This window comes from Neobacillus canaveralius, from assembly GCF_047237705.1.
In the GTDB taxonomy this organism is placed as follows: domain Bacteria; phylum Bacillota; class Bacilli; order Bacillales; family Cytobacillaceae; genus Neobacillus; species Neobacillus niacini_K.
Genome location: NZ_JBDFLL010000001.1, coordinates 4621244 through 4637885, shown reverse-complemented (window position 1 = coordinate 4637885; position 16642 = coordinate 4621244). Strand labels below are relative to the sequence as shown.

General features: G+C 36.2%; 15 protein-coding genes. 12 read left to right on the top strand and 3 right to left on the bottom strand.

Features of this window, described 5'->3' with window-relative positions:
* Nucleotides 1–48: 48 nt before the first annotated feature.
* A complete protein-coding gene (locus ABC255_RS22615; RefSeq protein ID WP_412997030.1) occupies nucleotides 49–546 on the bottom strand; it encodes a peptidyl-prolyl cis-trans isomerase in 498 nt (165 codons plus the stop codon).
* Between the two features lie 170 nt (nucleotides 547–716).
* Here ABC255_RS22615 and ABC255_RS22610 point away from each other — a divergent pair, with 170 nt between their 5' ends.
* The 3 genes from ABC255_RS22610 to pyc all read left to right on the top strand — a co-directional run bounded on the left by ABC255_RS22610 (nucleotide 717) and on the right by pyc (nucleotide 5875).
* Nucleotides 717–998 carry an Fpa/YlaN family protein gene (locus ABC255_RS22610; RefSeq protein WP_063251657.1) on the top strand — a complete coding sequence of 94 codons (282 nt, stop codon included), beginning with the start codon at nucleotides 717–719 and terminating at the stop codon, nucleotides 996–998.
* A 173-nt stretch (nucleotides 999–1171) separates the two neighbouring features.
* Nucleotides 1172–2371, top strand: coding sequence for an FtsW/RodA/SpoVE family cell cycle protein (locus ABC255_RS22605; RefSeq protein WP_412997028.1), 1200 nt, complete (start codon nucleotides 1172–1174; stop codon nucleotides 2369–2371).
* A gap of 63 nt (nucleotides 2372–2434) precedes the next feature.
* Nucleotides 2435–5875 (top strand): pyruvate carboxylase, encoded by a 3441-nt coding sequence (pyc, locus tag ABC255_RS22600; RefSeq protein WP_412997027.1) that lies wholly within the window; start codon nucleotides 2435–2437, stop codon nucleotides 5873–5875.
* 49 nt (nucleotides 5876–5924) lie between these two features.
* On the opposite strand, the gene ABC255_RS22595 is transcribed toward pyc, so the two are convergent.
* On the bottom strand, nucleotides 5925–6830 hold the full coding sequence (locus ABC255_RS22595; protein WP_412997025.1) for a COX15/CtaA family protein: 906 nt from the start codon (nucleotides 6828–6830) through the stop codon (nucleotides 5925–5927).
* A 586-nt stretch (nucleotides 6831–7416) separates the two neighbouring features.
* On the opposite strand from ABC255_RS22595, the gene cyoE reads away from it, so the two are divergent.
* The 8 genes from cyoE (at nucleotide 7417) to ABC255_RS22555 (ending at nucleotide 15437) form a co-directional block, all read left to right on the top strand.
* Complete coding sequence (gene cyoE, locus ABC255_RS22590; protein WP_412997023.1) at nucleotides 7417–8355, top strand: heme o synthase; 939 nt, start codon at nucleotides 7417–7419, stop codon at nucleotides 8353–8355.
* A 185-nt stretch (nucleotides 8356–8540) separates the two neighbouring features.
* On the top strand, nucleotides 8541–9599 hold the full coding sequence (coxB, locus tag ABC255_RS22585) for a cytochrome c oxidase subunit II (protein ID WP_412997022.1): 1059 nt from the start codon (nucleotides 8541–8543) through the stop codon (nucleotides 9597–9599).
* A 31-nt stretch (nucleotides 9600–9630) separates the two neighbouring features.
* Nucleotides 9631–11505, top strand: a complete 1875-nt coding sequence (gene ctaD, locus ABC255_RS22580) for a cytochrome c oxidase subunit I (RefSeq protein WP_335534748.1) — start codon at nucleotides 9631–9633, stop codon at nucleotides 11503–11505.
* Nucleotides 11505–12134: a cytochrome c oxidase subunit 3 gene (locus tag ABC255_RS22575; protein ID WP_412997020.1), complete on the top strand. Its 630-nt coding sequence runs from the start codon at nucleotides 11505–11507 to the stop codon at nucleotides 12132–12134. The genes ctaD and ABC255_RS22575 overlap by 1 nt, the downstream gene beginning before the upstream one ends.
* Before the next feature lie 4 nt (nucleotides 12135–12138).
* On the top strand, nucleotides 12139–12474 hold the full coding sequence (gene ctaF, locus ABC255_RS22570) for a cytochrome c oxidase subunit IVB (protein WP_335534744.1): 336 nt from the start codon (nucleotides 12139–12141) through the stop codon (nucleotides 12472–12474).
* Between the two features lie 126 nt (nucleotides 12475–12600).
* Nucleotides 12601–13506, top strand: coding sequence for a cytochrome c oxidase assembly factor CtaG (gene ctaG / locus ABC255_RS22565; RefSeq protein ID WP_412997017.1), 906 nt, complete (start codon nucleotides 12601–12603; stop codon nucleotides 13504–13506).
* A gap of 209 nt (nucleotides 13507–13715) precedes the next feature.
* A complete protein-coding gene (locus ABC255_RS22560; protein ID WP_412997015.1) occupies nucleotides 13716–14180 on the top strand; it encodes a DUF420 domain-containing protein in 465 nt (154 codons plus the stop codon).
* Nucleotides 14181–14264: 84 nt separating this feature from the next.
* Complete coding sequence (locus ABC255_RS22555) at nucleotides 14265–15437, top strand: GNAT family N-acetyltransferase (RefSeq protein WP_412997013.1); 1173 nt, start codon at nucleotides 14265–14267, stop codon at nucleotides 15435–15437.
* 105 nt (nucleotides 15438–15542) lie between these two features.
* Here the strand turns inward: ABC255_RS22555 and ABC255_RS22550 are convergent, their stop codons facing one another.
* The gene (locus ABC255_RS22550) at nucleotides 15543–15902 is read right to left on the bottom strand and encodes a YugN family protein (protein WP_412997012.1); all 360 of its coding nucleotides are present in this window, start codon (nucleotides 15900–15902) and stop codon (nucleotides 15543–15545) included.
* Nucleotides 15903–16090: 188 nt separating this feature from the next.
* Here ABC255_RS22550 and ABC255_RS22545 point away from each other — a divergent pair, with 188 nt between their 5' ends.
* Nucleotides 16091–16525, top strand: coding sequence for a CBS domain-containing protein (locus ABC255_RS22545; RefSeq protein ID WP_412997010.1), 435 nt, complete (start codon nucleotides 16091–16093; stop codon nucleotides 16523–16525).
* Nucleotides 16526–16642: the final 117 nt, after the last annotated feature.

The window sequence follows — 16642 nt, the reverse complement described above, 5'->3', positions numbered from 1 at the left end:
ATAAGAAAAAATGTACAAAACGGGTACCAAATTGGCACCCGTTGTTTATTATTTAATGAAAAATCCTCTGACATTCTTTATTGGATGTTTTTGGTTAGAACCATCTCCGAAGTAAACATGGACAGGTCCATCTTCTGAAAGAGGCTTTCCAACTTCTGAAAAACCAAGAATAAGCTCTTTTGCAAAATCAAGAGATACCTCATGTTCTGAGACGAGCGTTTTTATGATTAAAGTAGTAGCATTATCTTCTGGTTCCGCATTCTCTAAAAAAGGTTGAAATGGAATACCAAAACTTCCTGTTAATACTTTTTCTTTCTCATATTTCTTTTCAGTTTTTAAGGTTGGCGGGTAGACAGCACCTTCTATGATTTCACGGTCCCAATGCTTAGAAATTGATTTAGTATATTCTTCCAGTTCGTCAGTGTGATCAGAACTTGTAGAGAAGTAGGTAGTCAAATCAACCTTACGATCATCAAATATCCACACAGAGGGATCAAGTGTAATTGAATATTTAACTTTGCCGGTTAGTGCTATTATCTTTTCCATCTTTCATTCCTCCAGTTCATTCTATTAAAGTATACCGTTAAATAAAGTGAATGTCATATAAGTAATATGATTACAAAGGACTCAGGCAGTTATTGTTCTTGCATTTTTCAGTGGTAAAAGGTAAAATTTATAGATAAGTTGGGTTATCGCTCTGAATGGGGGGATCAATGTTGGCGTCTGAAATGATTGTGAATCATCAGGAAAAAGCCTATGCCTTGTTACAGGCAGACGCTGAAAAAATATTAAAGCTTATTAAAGTGCAAATGGAAAATCTCACGATGCCTCAATGCCCGCTTTATGAAGAGGTATTGGATACGCAAATGTTTGGTTTATCTAGAGAGATAGAATTTGCGGTTAGATTAGGCTTAATCGAAGTCAAGGATGGTAAAGCGATACTAGATAAATTAGAAAGAGAATTATCTGCGCTTCATGAAGCATCCATTAGAAAATAGCTAAAAAAACTCAAACAATGATGAAGTGTTGTTTGAGTTTTTTATTAACTACCGCTATATTCAGAATATTTCCATACAAAATATTGGAGTAATGTAACTTTTCCTCAACCCAATTGTTTCATTTTCTATTATAATAGCAATAACGACAATCTTAAAAATGAGGAAGTTATTAGATGTTTAAAAAAATATTGAAATCCTATGATTATTCATTAATCATCGCGATCATTCTTTTATCTTTATTTGGATTAGTGATGGTTTATAGTGCCAGCATGGCATCAGCCGTTCAACGATACCACGTTCCAAGTGATTATTTTTATCAAAAACAAAAGCTGTATTTAATCGTCTCTGGTTTGATCTTTATTTTTATTGCATTATTTCCCTATAAAATTATGAAAAGTACAAAGTTTTTACTCCCAATGGTGGGTTTATCTATCTTAGGTCTTTTAGGTCTATTTGTATTTGGACAAGTTAGAGGAAATGCTCAAAGTTGGTATGACTTTGGCTTTATTAGTATTCAGCCGGCAGAATTTGTAAAAATATCAATTATCATTTATTTGTCAGCCGTTTACGCGAAGAAGCAGGCATACATTAACAAATTTAATCATGGTGTATTACCGCCATTAGCTTACCTAGTAATCGTGCTTGGATTAATTGCCTTTCAACCAGACTTTGGGACAGCACTTATTATTGGACTTATTGCAGGAACAATTATTATCTCATCAGGAATGAATATCAAAACGATTACCAAATTAGTCATGCTTGGGATGATTCTCCTATCTCCTGTTATTTTAGTACTGCAGGATGAAATTTTTTCTGAAAAACGTTTGGAACGTTTTCAAGTTTTAAGTAATCCATTCGAAGATGAATTGGATTCCGGGTTCCATTTAGCAAACTCGTATATTGCAATTGGGTCAGGTGGGGTAAATGGTTTAGGTTTAGGAAAGAGTGTCCAGAAGTTAGGGTATTTACCAGAATCCCATACAGATTTTATAATGGCAGTCATTGCAGAAGAATTAGGTGTTTGGGGAGTCAGTTTCGTCATCCTTACTTTAGGCTATATTGTATTACGGGGAATCTACCTCGGCTTGAGGTGTAAGGATCCATTTGGCAGTTTATTAGCAATTGGAATATCGAGTATGATTGGAATTCAGTCATTTATCAATCTAGCAGGGGTTTCGGGAGTTATTCCTCTTACAGGTGTCACATTACCATTTGTAAGCTATGGCGGTTCTTCACTATTACAATTAGCAATAGCTGCTGGTATTCTAGTTAATGTTTCTATGTTTGTTAAATATGAAAATAAATATAAACAAAAACAACCAGAAAAAACAAGTAACCACCAAGAAGGAAATGTATATCAATTTCGAACATAGCGCGGGGAAAATACATCCCTGCGCTTTTATATAAAAAAAGAGAGAAAGAATGAGGTGCTTAGATTGACTAGACAAATCAACAAAGTGTTAGTCGCAAACAGGGGAGAAATTGCCATTCGTGTTTTTCGGGCTTGTACCGAATTAAATATCCAAACCGTTGCAATTTATTCCAGGGAAGACACAGGTGCGTACCATCGTTATAAAGCGGATGAGGCATATCTAGTTGGTGAAGGAAAGAAACCGATTGATGCCTATTTAGATATTGATGGGATCATTGAAATTGCAAAATTCAGCGGTGCAAACGCCATCCATCCAGGATATGGCTTTTTATCCGAAAACATTCATTTCGCAAGACGCTGTGAAGAAGAAGGAATCATTTTTATCGGTCCAACCTCCACTCACCTTGATATGTTCGGTGATAAAGTTAAGGCAAGAAAACAAGCAGAATTAGCAAATATACCGGTAATACCAGGCAGCGATGGCCCTGTAGAAACAATACAGGAAGTTCTGGATTTTACTGATAATCATGGTTTTCCGATTATTATTAAAGCAGCCCTAGGCGGGGGCGGACGTGGTATGCGTATTGTCAGAAATCGAGAGGAAATGCAAGAAGCATTTGATCGCGCTAGATCAGAAGCAAAAGCAGCTTTTGGCAGTGACGAGGTTTATTTGGAAAAATTAATTGAAAAACCAAAACATATAGAAGTTCAAATATTTGGAGATAAAAATGGTAACATCGTCCATTTGTATGACCGGGATTGTTCTGTGCAGCGACGTCATCAAAAGGTAGTGGAAGTAGCTCCAAGTGTATCAATTTCAGACTCATTACGAGAGAAAATTTGTACTGCCGCGGTTAAGCTAATGAAGAATGTAGCTTACTTAAATGCAGGAACAGTTGAATTTCTTGTTTCGGGTGAGGACTTTTATTTCATAGAAGTAAATCCAAGGATTCAGGTTGAACACACTGTAACTGAAATGGTAACGGGAATTGATATTGTACATACGCAAATCTTAGTGGCTGAAGGTCAAGAGTTACACAGCCCGATTGTCGGAATTCCTCCGCAGGAAGAGATTCGGATAAACGGTTTCGCTATCCAGTCGCGTGTTACAACAGAAGACCCGCTTAATAATTTTATGCCTGATACCGGAAAGATTATGGCTTATCGCTCTGGAGGGGGCTTTGGTGTTCGGCTTGATGCAGGAAATGGATATCAAGGTGCTGTCATCACACCATATTATGATTCTTTGCTTGTGAAGCTTTCTACATGGGCATTAACCTTCGAACAAGCAGCATCTAAAATGGTTCGGAATCTAAGGGAGTTTAGAATTCGCGGAATAAAAACCAATATTCCTTTTCTTGAGAATGTTGTAAGACATGAAAATTTTAGAAGGGGAGAATATGATACTTCATTTATCGATTCAACTCCGGAGTTATTCGTATTTCCTGCTAGTAAAGACCGTGGAACCAAAATGCTATCGTATATTGGAAACGTGACTGTGAATGGTTTCCCAGGAATTGAAAAAAAGAAAAGACCCGTTTTTTCAAAGCCGCGTATACCTAAATTAAAATATGATTTTCCTTACCAGAATGGGACGAAACAAATACTAGATCAAAATGGCGCTGAAGGTCTTGTTCAGTGGCTAAAGGAACAAAAAAATGTACTTTTAACGGACACTACCTTCCGAGATGCACATCAGTCGTTATTAGCAACCAGGGTGAGGTCAACAGACATTTTGCATATTGCTGAACCTACTGCAAAGTTATTACCTAACCTGTTTTCCTTTGAAATGTGGGGAGGAGCTACATTTGATGTAGCCTATCGCTTCTTAAAAGAAGATCCGTGGGAAAGATTACAGATGCTTCGTGAAAAAATTCCGAATGTTCTGTTCCAAATGTTAATCCGTGGTTCTAATGCCGTGGGATATAAAAATTATCCGGACAATCTAATCCGTGAATTTGTAAGAAAGTCTGCGGAGGAGGGCATTGATGTATTCAGAGTTTTTGACAGTTTAAACTGGGTGCCTGGAATGGAAATTGCGATAGAAGCTGTTCGAGATAGTGGAAAGCTCGCAGAAGCAGCAATTTGTTATACTGGTGATATTCTGGACGAAACAAGAGTGAAATATAATTTGAACTATTATAAAACACTTGCAAAAGAACTTGAGAACCAAGGGGCACATATATTAGGGATAAAGGATATGGCTGGTTTGCTAAAACCTGAAGCAGCCTATCGACTAATTTCTGAATTAAAAGAAACGATTGATATTCCGATTCATCTTCATACCCATGATACAAGCGGGAATGGTATCTACACATATGCACGTGCCATTGACGGCGGAGTAGATATCGTGGATACCGCATTAAGTACGATGGCAGGGCTAACTTCTCAGCCAAGTGCAAATTCACTTTATTATGCACTAGAAGGTAAGGATAGGAAACCGAATGTAAATATTGAGGCGCTGGAACAGCTTTCATATTATTGGGAGGATGTAAGGAAATATTATCACGATTTTGAAAGTGGTATGGTTGCACCACATTCTGAGGTGTACCAGCATGAGATGCCAGGTGGACAATATAGTAATCTTCAGCAGCAAGCAAAGGGTGTTGGGCTTGGCGAGCAGTGGGATGAAGTTAAACAAATGTACACTAAGGTCAATCACATGTTTGGGGATATCGTCAAGGTTACACCATCATCTAAGGTTGTCGGGGATATGGCACTCTTTATGGTTCAAAATAATCTATCAGAAGCTGATGTCCTTACTAAAGGGGAGTCGATTGATTTTCCAGATTCGGTAGTTGAAATGTTCCAGGGCTATCTCGGTCAACCGCATCAAGGATTCCCAGAAAGACTTCAAAACGTCATATTAAAGGGGAAAAAGCCTCTGGAGGTCCGTCCGGGCGAGTTACTTCCAGAGATTAATTTTACCGACTTAAAGGAAGAGTTAGGGAAGGAGTTAGGACGAAGCATTTCGGATATTGATTTGATTTCATATGCACTATATCCAAAGGTGTATAAAGAATATTTAAATACGGTTGAGCAATATGGCAATCTGTCTTTTCTAGATACCCCTACATTCCTTTATGGTCTAAGGCTAGGTGAAGAAATTGAAGTAGAAATTGAAACAGGTAAAACTCTTATTGTTAAACTTGTCTCAATTGGTCAGCCACAGGCAGACGGTACTCGAGTAGTTTATTTTGAACTTAATGGTCAACCGCGTGAGGTTAATATTAAAGATGAAAGTATTAAAGCCTCGGTATTGACGAGAGTAAAAGCAGATCCTAAAAATGAAACACATATCTCGGCTACAATGCCTGGTACTGTTGTTAAGGTATTAGTGGAAAAAGGGGAAAGAGTAGAACGAGGCGACCATCTCTTGATTACGGAAGCGATGAAAATGGAGACAACAGTCCAAGCTCCATTTTCAGGAGTAATAAAGGAAATTTATGTGAAAAATGAGGATGCTATTCATACCGGAGATTTGCTTCTCGAACTTGATAAATGATGAAATAAAAAAAAGTTGCCAAAATAAAATTTGGCAACTTTTTTAATATCTATTTTTTCTTTCGAGACCTCGAGAGTAATAAGAGAAAATAACTTAGTACACCAAATAAACAGGTAATAAATAGAGCGTGCATTAATGCGATGTAAAGATTTAACCGGGTAAAAATAATAGAAGCTCCTGATATTACTTGGAGGGATACTAACGTAAATGCACTGATCCAACCCCAATAGATGACTTTTTGCTGACGATACTTTTTGATTGCTAGGTAAGTTACATATGCTATCCAAATGAAAATACCAGCCGCCGCGGTGCGGTGACCCATTTGCACCCACTCATAAAGATTACTTGGCAACGCTGGGCTGTCATTAATACATAATGGCCAATCACGACAAACTAAACTCGATTTGGTATGACGTACTAATGCACCTGTATAAATAACAAAGTAGCTATAAATGGATATAGATATAATATGAAATCCCATTCTTTTATCGATAATGAGTTTATCAGCATCAAACTTTTTATCAATTTCAAAGATTAATAATGTAAGCAAAAATACAGCAGCAAAGGAAATAAGTGAGATACCAAAGTGCAGGGCGAGGATAAAATCAGACTGTTCCCAAATTACAGCAGCTGCACCAACCAATCCTTGTAACAATAAAAAGAAAAACGAAAGAAAAGATAGGAATTTGGTTTCCCTAATGTGCCCAATTACTTTCCAAGACCATATAGATAAAATCAATACCAAAAAACCAACTAAGCCAGAAACGAGTCTGTGAGCAAGTTCTATCACTAATTCGGGAGTTATATCACTTGGCACGAACTCACCATTACATAATGGCCAAGATCTCCCGCACCCCATACCAGACTCCGTTTTTGTTACCAGGGCTCCCCCAAGTAAAACCAATATCATTCCAATAGTAGTTGCCACAGCTAACCACTTTAAAGACCGTTGCAAAAAATCACCTTCTTAACTAAAAGTTTAATCGTTTCTATCAATATTTTGTAAATATAATGATTTGGAATAGGAAGTGATAAAAGTACTTATTTATCATAACGAAAACATAGGAAAAAGAACAGAATTAAAACTGAAATTTTTGCATAACTTTTAAATAAAATATCATTATGGATAACTTTGGGTTTTCACTATTGTTATAGTGAAAACTATTGCTAAATAGAGAAGTGTCTGTTAGTAATATAAAGTAGGTTAAATCGAACTTATATATAACAATCGTTAAAATTGCATTTGTTGTCTATAACACAAAGAATTTATTTAGATTTTGCTTAAATTAGAGTGTATTTTATTATCTAAAGATTCTAAAATATAGTATAATGGGTAGTAAATACAAGCGGACACAATTTAGACAAAAATTATTCAAAAAAAATTCACAAAAATTCACCAAAGTGTGATTTAATATACAGAGAAAGTGTTTCTTAAATAACAATATTATAAAATAATAATAGCTTATAAATAACAATTATAATTTGGTAAAGTTATCTATCGAGTTTATAATAATAATTAGAACATTTTAGGAGGGGGAAAAATGCCAAATTCAAAGGCATACGGTGAAGCAACGATTGAAAATGGCTCTACGGGCCTAAATTCACATTTGGTAAAGACCACAATGTGGAAAGATTTTATGGCACTTATAAAGATTGGAATTGTAAATTCAAATCTTATTACTACTTTTACTGGTATTTGGCTTGCACTGCATTTTAGCGGGCAAAGTTTCCTAAACAACTTAGATATAGTCTTATTTACCGTAATTGGTTCCTCCTTAATAATTGCCGGTTCATGCAGCATTAATAATTACATTGATCGTGATATAGACCCGTTAATGGAAAGAACAAAATCAAGACCAACGGTTACTGGGAAAATAGTTCCTTCAAAGGTACTTGGATTAGGTATCATCTTAATTGCTATAGGTACAATCTTTTTATTGTTTACTACTGTAACTGCAACAGTGATTGGGCTGCTTGGGGTTTTTAGTTATGTTGTCCTCTACTCCATGTGGTCTAAACGACAATTGGTATCAAATACCATTATTGGGAGTATATCTGGAGCTGTACCGCCATTAATCGGCTGGGCTGCAGTAGATGGAAATCTTGATATTATTGCATGGTCATTGTTTATTATTATGTTTATTTGGCAGCCTCCCCATTTTTATGCTCTTGCTATGAGAAGGGTAGAGGAATATCGCGCTGCTGGCATCCCGATGCTTCCAGTAGTGAAGGGTTTTAAAACGACTAAGAAACACATCCTAGTATGGGTAGCAGCATTACTGCCAACACCCTTATTACTTACTTCATTAGGAATCCCATTTCTAATTTTGGCAACTGTATTAAATATCGGTTGGCTTGTATTAGGGATTTATGGATATAAGATCAAAGATGATATTAAGTGGGCAAAACTAATGTTTGTGTACTCATTGCAATATTTAACGATTATTTTTGTTGCAATGGTCATTGTAACATTGATTTAGCCGGGATGTTCTTTCTTAATTAAGGGGAATATAAGTATTCCTATTGAATAAAAAAATATGGAGGCATTAATAACCTTTTTGCCTCCGTGTTTCTTTTAACATTAAGAAGGAATTATACTACATACATTTTTGATCACAGATAATCTTAAAGAAATCATTTAGCGAAAGAGGGGTATGATTTAGCTATGAAAAGGCTTGCAAAATGGCGCTTAATTTCGATATTTGCGATTCTTTCGCTTATCCTATCAGGATGTGGCGAACCGTTCCTATCGACATTAAGACCTGCTGGTGAAGTTGCAGACATTCAATATGATCTGATGAAACTAAGTACATTGATTATGGTTGGGGTTATTTTAGTTGTAATGGTAATCTTCTTTATCGTTTTGATTAAGTTCAGACGTAAAGATGAAAAGATACCAAAACAGGTAGAAGGAAGTCACAAACTAGAAATTATTTGGACAACTATACCTATTTTATTACTTTTACTTTTAGCAGTTCCAACGGTTTCTGCTACATTTAAATTAGCAGATGTATCACCAATGGATAAAAAAGATTCTGATGCACTTGTTATCAATGTACGTTCCAATTTATATTGGTGGGAATTTGAATATCCTGGTCAAGAAATTGTAACCAGTCAAGACTTGGTAGTTCCAACTGATGAAAAGGTATATTTTAATTTGATTTCTTCTGATGTTAAACACTCTTTCTGGGTTCCAGCGGTAGGTGGAAAGCTTGATACGAATACGGAAAATGTGAATAAGTTCTGGTTAGAGTTTGATAGTGCAAAGGCTAAAGAAGCTGGAGATTTATTCTACGGTAAGTGTGCTGAGCTTTGTGGACCATCACATGCTTTAATGGACTTTAAAGTTAAAACGATGGACCGAGATGACTTTGACAACTGGGTAGCAGATATGAAGGATGTAAAAGAACCTGCTAAAGCTGACACAGCACTTGCTCAAGAAGGTCAAGAAATTTTTAATAAAAGCTGTATTAGCTGTCATGCTGTTACACCAACAAATGCAACTCCTCCAGAAGCAAGGTTAGCGCCGAACTTATCCAACTTTGGAGAGCGCTCTCGTATTGCAGGTGTATTAGACCATAACGAGGAAGAATTAAAGAATTGGATACGAACTCCAGAAAAATATAAGCCAGGTAACTTAATGACTGATAAATATCCTCAATTAAGTGAAGACCAGCTTGACGCTTTAACTGAATATTTAATGGGATTAAAAGTCCAGGAATAATAGGGGAATTGGTAGAAAGGGAGGTAAAATTGTGAGTACCTATGCACAAAAAAAGGGATTTGGTGCCACTTTATGGGACTATCTAACAACTGTTGACCATAAAAAGATCGCCATCCTATATCTGATTGCAGGTGGATTCTTCTTTGTAGTAGGCGGACTTGAGGCAGTATTTATCCGCATCCAGCTTGCAGTACCAAATAATGATTTTGTAAGTGCCGGTTTATTTAATGAAATTATAACGATGCATGGAACAACGATGATATTCCTTGCAGCAATGCCGCTTGTTTTTGCTTTTATGAATGCCGTAATGCCATTACAAATTGGTGCCCGAGACGTGGCATTTCCATTCGTAAACGCCTTAGGATTTTGGTTATTCTTCTTTGGAGGAGTATTCTTAAACCTTTCATGGTTCTTTGACGGTGCACCTGATGCTGGTTGGACATCTTATGCATCCCTTGCAATGGCCTCCAAAGGTCATGGGGTTGATTTCTATGTATTGGGATTACAGATTTCAGGTATAGGTACCCTTATTGGTGGTATTAATTTCCTTGTAACCATTATTAATATGCGTGCACCAGGAATGACATATATGAGGATGCCATTATTTACTTGGTCGACTTTTGTTACTTCAGCACTTATTTTATTTGCATTCCCTCCATTAACTGTTGGTCTAGTCCTAATGATGTTTGACCGTATGTTTGGATCGAATTTCTTTGAAACAACAATGGGTGGTAACACGGTTATCTGGGAGCATTTATTCTGGATTTTCGGACACCCAGAAGTATATATTTTAGTACTGCCTGCATTTGGTATTTTCTCTGAAATCTTTGCAATGTTCTCAAGAAAGCGTCTATTCGGATACTCTTCAATGGTATTCGCAACAGTTTTAATCGGTTTCTTAGGATTCATGGTATGGGCTCACCATATGTTTACAACTGGACTTGGACCTGTAGCAAATGCTATTTTTGCTGTTGCAACAATGGCAATTGGTGTACCGACGGGTATTAAAATCTTTAACTGGTTATTAACGATGTGGGGCGGTAGTGTTAAATTTACAACTCCAATGCATTATGCAGTAGCCTTCATTCCTTCCTTTGTTGCCGGTGGGGTGACAGGTGTTATGCTTGCATCAGCAGCAGCAGACTATCAATACCATGATACGTATTTCGTAGTCGCTCACTTCCATTACGTTATCGTTGGTGGTGTAGTATTTGCGGTTCTCGCAGGTACACATTTATACTGGCCGAAAATGTTTGGAACAATGTTAAATGATACATTAGGAAAAATTACTTTCTGGTTATTCTTTATTGGTTTCCATATGACATTCTTTATCCAGCACTTCTTAGGTCTTTGGGGCATGCCGCGTCGTGTATTCACATACCTTCCTGGTCAAGGATTTGAAACATCTAACTTGATTAGTTCTCTTGGAGCAGTATTTATGTCATTAGGTGTACTCGTTCTTCTATACAATATCATTGCGACATCTGTTAAAAATGAAAGAGTTGGAAATGATCCTTGGGGAGATGGAAGAACACTTGAGTGGGCAATTCCTTCACCGCCTCCATTCTATAACTTTAAACAGCTTCCACTTGTACGTGGTTTAGATGCTTACTGGTTAGAGAAGATGGAAGGGAAAAAAGGTATGACTCCTGCTGAGCCGCTAGGTGACATTCACATGCCAAACGCCTCATTCTTACCATTTGTGATGGCTTTCGGATTATTCGTAGCAGCATTTGGTGCATTGTTCAATATGGATGATAAAGCATGGTCTGTACCAGTAATCATTATTGGTTTATTGATTACCTTTGGAGCGATGTTCTTACGTTCTGTGAAGGATGACCATGGTTTCCATATTCATAAAGAAGAATTAATGGAAGATGATAATGAGAAGGGGGTTAAGGCATAATGCACGCAGACGAAAAATTAACATATGAAACATGGCCTGCTGAGCCTGAAAAATCAACCCTTGAAGCAAAAAATAAATTTTTAGGCTTTTGGTTCTTCTTAGGTGGAGAGACTGTGCTATTTGCCTCTCTCTTTGCTACCTATCTTGCTTTAAAGGATAAAGTACCTGATACATCACATCATTTAGCCAAGGATATATTCGAACTGCCGCTTACATTTGTTGCTACAATGCTCCTATTAACAAGTTCATTAACAAGTGTTTATGCGATGTATCATATGAAAAACTTTAATGCTAAAAAAATGAATCTTTGGTTAATCCTAACGTTACTTTTGGGTGCTGCTTTCCTAGTATTAGAGATATATGAGTTTAATCATTATGTTCATGAGTATCATCATACGTTTACTAGTAGTGCGTTTGGTTCTGCATTTTACACATTAGTTGGTTTCCATGGAGGTCACGTTGCATTTGGTCTTTTATGGATCACTACATTAATTGTACGGAATGCAAAACGAGGCTTGGACCTTTACAATGCTCCTAAATTTTACGTAGCCAGCCTTTACTGGCATTTTATTGACGTAGTTTGGGTATTTATCTTTACTGTAGTATATTTAATGGGGATGGTGGGATAAACTGATGGCAAATTCACAATTAAATTCAGGTAACCCAAGAGTTGACATTGAATATCGCCGCAAGAAAAGTGCTGAAGAAATGAGACATCATGTGGTTTCCTTTGCATTGATGATTTTCTTAACATTAATAGCTTTTGCAGCAGTGGCAATTAAAGGGTTTTCGGCCTGGTTTATAGTGCCGTTTATTCTTCTATTGGCTGTAGTACAAGTAATTTTTCAGCTATATTATTTCATGCATATGAGCCATAAAGGTCATGAAGCACCATCATTGTTTCTTTATTCAGGATTGCTTGTTGGCTTAGTTACTGTGTTGGCTTTTTCAACAATTATTTGGTGGTAAATTTTTTGGAAAATCGGCTTATGCCGATTTTCTTTTTATAGGGAAATAATTTATTTCTTTGCTTCTTTAATTTGCTTGGGTTTATAATGAAACTAAGATTTAACTACTATTTAGAGGTGATATGCGGTGCTTACATTAGATATTTTTGGCTTTAAAGCACTTTGGAGCCCGTACTTCCTATTAACTTTACTAGCCGTTATAGCTGTATATTTTTTAATCACAGTGAAATTGCACAGCAAATTTAGTGATAGTGAACCATTGACTAAGAAACAAGCAGGGTTATTTTTACTCTCAATTTCATTGATTTATGCTATTAAAGGGACTCCGTTAGATTTAATGGCACATCTAATGTTTTACGTCCACATGATTCAAATGGCAGTATTAGTACTTGTTATACCGCCAATATTTATTTTTGGTATCCCGGTTTGGATTTGGAGAAAGCTCTTCAAAGTAAGACTATTTAATTCTTTGTTTGCGTTTTTTACAAAACCACTTATTGCATTAATCATTTTTAATGGATTATTTTCTTTTTATCATATACCAATGATCTTTGACCGTGTTATGCAAAACGGTTGGTTTCATGCTGGATATTCAATTCTCTTATTTATCGTTGCGATTTTCATGTGGTGGCCGTTAATAAACCCTGTTCCTGAGCATCAAAGATTAAGTGGATTAAAAAAGGTTGGTTATATCTTTGCGGACGGTATTTTAATTACTCCTGCCTGTGCCTTAATTATTTTTGCCCCAGGTTCAATTTATGCAACCTATTCTGATCCTGCAGTATGGGCTCAGGTGATGAGTCTTTGTGTTGGACCTGCAACATTTGCTGGCTTGGACATTAGTGGTCCAGAATTATTTAGTTCGATGTCATTAATACATGATCAACAGCTTGGTGGTGTACTTATGAAAATCATTCAGGAAATCGTCTATGGCGTTATCTTAGCCCATGTTTTCTTTGAATGGTACCGTAAGGATCAATCAGACAGTGAAAAAGAGCAACAGCAGACTTTAAAGCCCTCTGTTATCGAATAATCTCCCATATCACTGGGAGATTTTCTTTTTGTTAAGCTCTTTTCTTAAAGAAAAGAGCTTGTAAAATTATTTCAAAGACTAAAATAGATTATTTCACGTTAAAATCGGCTTTAGGATTTTAACGACAATTTTTACAAAGCAGCCCATTGAAAAATAGTGGTAACTAAACTAAAATTATTGTAGAAAATATAAAAAGTGAGGCTCATGCCATGAATTCCCTACCAATTTTACCTACGATTAGTACCAGCTTTATCGTTTTAAGTGCCATAACGGTTGCCATTGGCTGGTGGCAAATTAAACAAAGAAAAATAGAAGCACACAAGAAGACTATGTTTATTGCGGCAATATTTGCTCTTATTTTCTTTATCATTTATGCATCAAGGACAATTTTTATTGGAAATACGGCATTTGGCGGTCCGGACCATCTGAAAATTTACTACACTATCTTTTTAGTTTTCCATATCTTCTTAGCAACCACTGGTGCTATTTTGGGTATTGTAACACTCTATACTGGTTATAAAAATAACTTAACCAAACATAGGAAACTAGGTCCAATTACAAGTGTTATTTGGTTTTTTACAGCAATCACAGGTGTTGCAGTATACTTATTGCTATATGTCTTTTTTCACGGTGGAGAAACAACCTCTGTTATAAAAGCTATTCTTGGATTCTAAAGTGTCTTAATAGGCACTTTTTTTATTTTTATAAAGGGAATTTCTATTCATTAATAGAAATAATTTAAAGGGGGAGTGATGGGAATGGAAATTAAAGAACTTACTGAAAAAGATTATACCGAATCAATGAAGCTTTCAATGTATGCATTTCAATATAAAATACCTGAGGAAAGCATTGCTTCAAGGATAGAAATGTTAAAACGCCAAAGAGTAATAGGAGTTTGGGAGGATAATAATCTTGCAGCCAAGCTTCATATTATTCCGTTCGATATATATATGAATGACCAAAAGTGGAAAATGGGCGGAGTTGCGGGGGTAGCAACCTACCCTGAGTTTAGAAGAAATGGATATGTAAAAAAATTAATCATTGAAGCATTAGAAAGAATGTATAAAGAGGAGCAAATTGTTTCACTGTTACATCCCTTTGATATTGGGTTTTATCGGAAATTTGGGTGGGAAGTATTTACCGAGAACAAGCAGCTTTTTATTGAGAAAAAGGAGCTTAAATTTCTAGAAGGTCATCCTGGATCAATAAAACGGTTTCAAAATGAGAGTCATCACCCTGACGTTGAAACTGTTTATGCACAGTTTAGTAAAAATTATATGGGTATGCTTGTACGTGATGTAACCTGGTGGAAGAATAACATATACGATGATGGTCAGATTGCTGTATACTACGATAAAAGTGGTGAAGCGAAGGGTTATATCTTATACGAAGTAAAAGAACGAAAAATGGACGTTCAAGAGTTTACAGCGTTAAACAAAGAAGCAAGAATAGGATTATGGAATTTCATTTGCCAGCACGACTCTATGGTGGATAGCGTTAGTATTTTAACCTCTAATCATGAGTTATTACCTTTTATCCTACAGCAGCCAAAAGTAAAGACAGAGGTCACACCATACTTCATGGCGCGAATTGTCGACGCAGAGCAATGCCTGCAAAAATATCAATTTAATAATGGTACCGAAAAGGTTTTCATACACCTTGAGGATGAATATGCACCTTGGAACAATGGAAGTTATTTAATTGGTAATGGAGAAGTTAAGGTATTTAAAGAAAAGCAAGGTAGTAATTGTGTGCAGCCTCCACAAAGAGGGGTAAGGATGGATGTTAATTCATTAACAGCAATACTATTTGGCTACAAGCGGCCAGCTGAATTGTTTGAATTAGGGTACCTTAAAGGTCCAGAATCAGAAATTGCTGTTTTAGAAAGCCTTCTTCCACGTTACAAGCCATTTTTTTATGATTTCTTTTAAATATATGCTGTGTTAAATTTGGCTGTTGTTTTACGCTCCATGCGCTACGCTTTCCGCGGGCAAATATAAAAAATGACGCATGAAAGTGATCATGCGTCATTTTGCTTATAGAGCAAATTTTTCAACTTCGTTATTTACATCGTCAAGAATTTTCTTGCATTGGTTAACGAGTGATGTTGGGAAGTTTTCCCCATCACCATATTCTACTCCATGAGGATAATAATGTTTTCCTAACAATGGCGTCAATAACTGAATAACTGCCTTATTGGTATCAACATCCCCTTCAACCGCATAGCCGCGAACACGTAAATAAAATACGCCTTCTTTTAACTCGAACTTACGGTCATATGTAACACGCTCGTAATCCCACTGACCTTCACGGACTAAACCGTAATCAAGCATTACATCATCTAAACGGTTTAAATCAGCTTTTAACTTGTCTAAGCCAGTATTCTCGAATTTCATATCGTAGTCCCTCCTAGAAACATGCCTAACCCCTTTGTTATTTACATAGCAGGATAGCAAATTAATTCAATTTAATAATAGTTGAAAATGTTTAAACTTGCAATGAATACATCATCGAATAAATTATTGCCTTCTGGTAAACATAAGTAAATGTTAAGAATAATTTATCTTCAATTGGGGGCGAAGAATTGGAAAAGATTCGTGATATTATGACAGATCAAGTAGAGTGTTGTACCTTATTGGATAATGTTTTTGAAGTTGCCGTAAAAATGAAAGAATTAAATGTTGGAGCCATTCCTATTGTTGATAAGGATAAACTTGTGGGAATGATTACAGACCGTGACATCGTTATAAGAGGGGTTGCTGAAAAACATCCTGGTTCAACTAAAGTTGAGGACATCATGAGTGACAAACTAATAACAATCTCTGCTGATGCGTCAACGAAAGAAGCAGCAAACTTAATGGCAGAACATCAAATCCGCCGACTTCCTGTAGTAGAAGGAGACAAATTAGTTGGAATTGTTTCTTTAGGAGATTTCGCGATAAGAAAATTGACCGATGACCAAGCAAAAGAAGCACTAAGTGAAATATCAGAACAAAATTATAATGGAGTACAACATTAAGGAACGAAGAACAGATGCATCTATTGATGTATCTGTTTTTTTTACATAAATATTATTTTTCTGATAAGTGTAATATTCTCTATTACTAACAAAGATAATGGTGATATAATTAAAAAA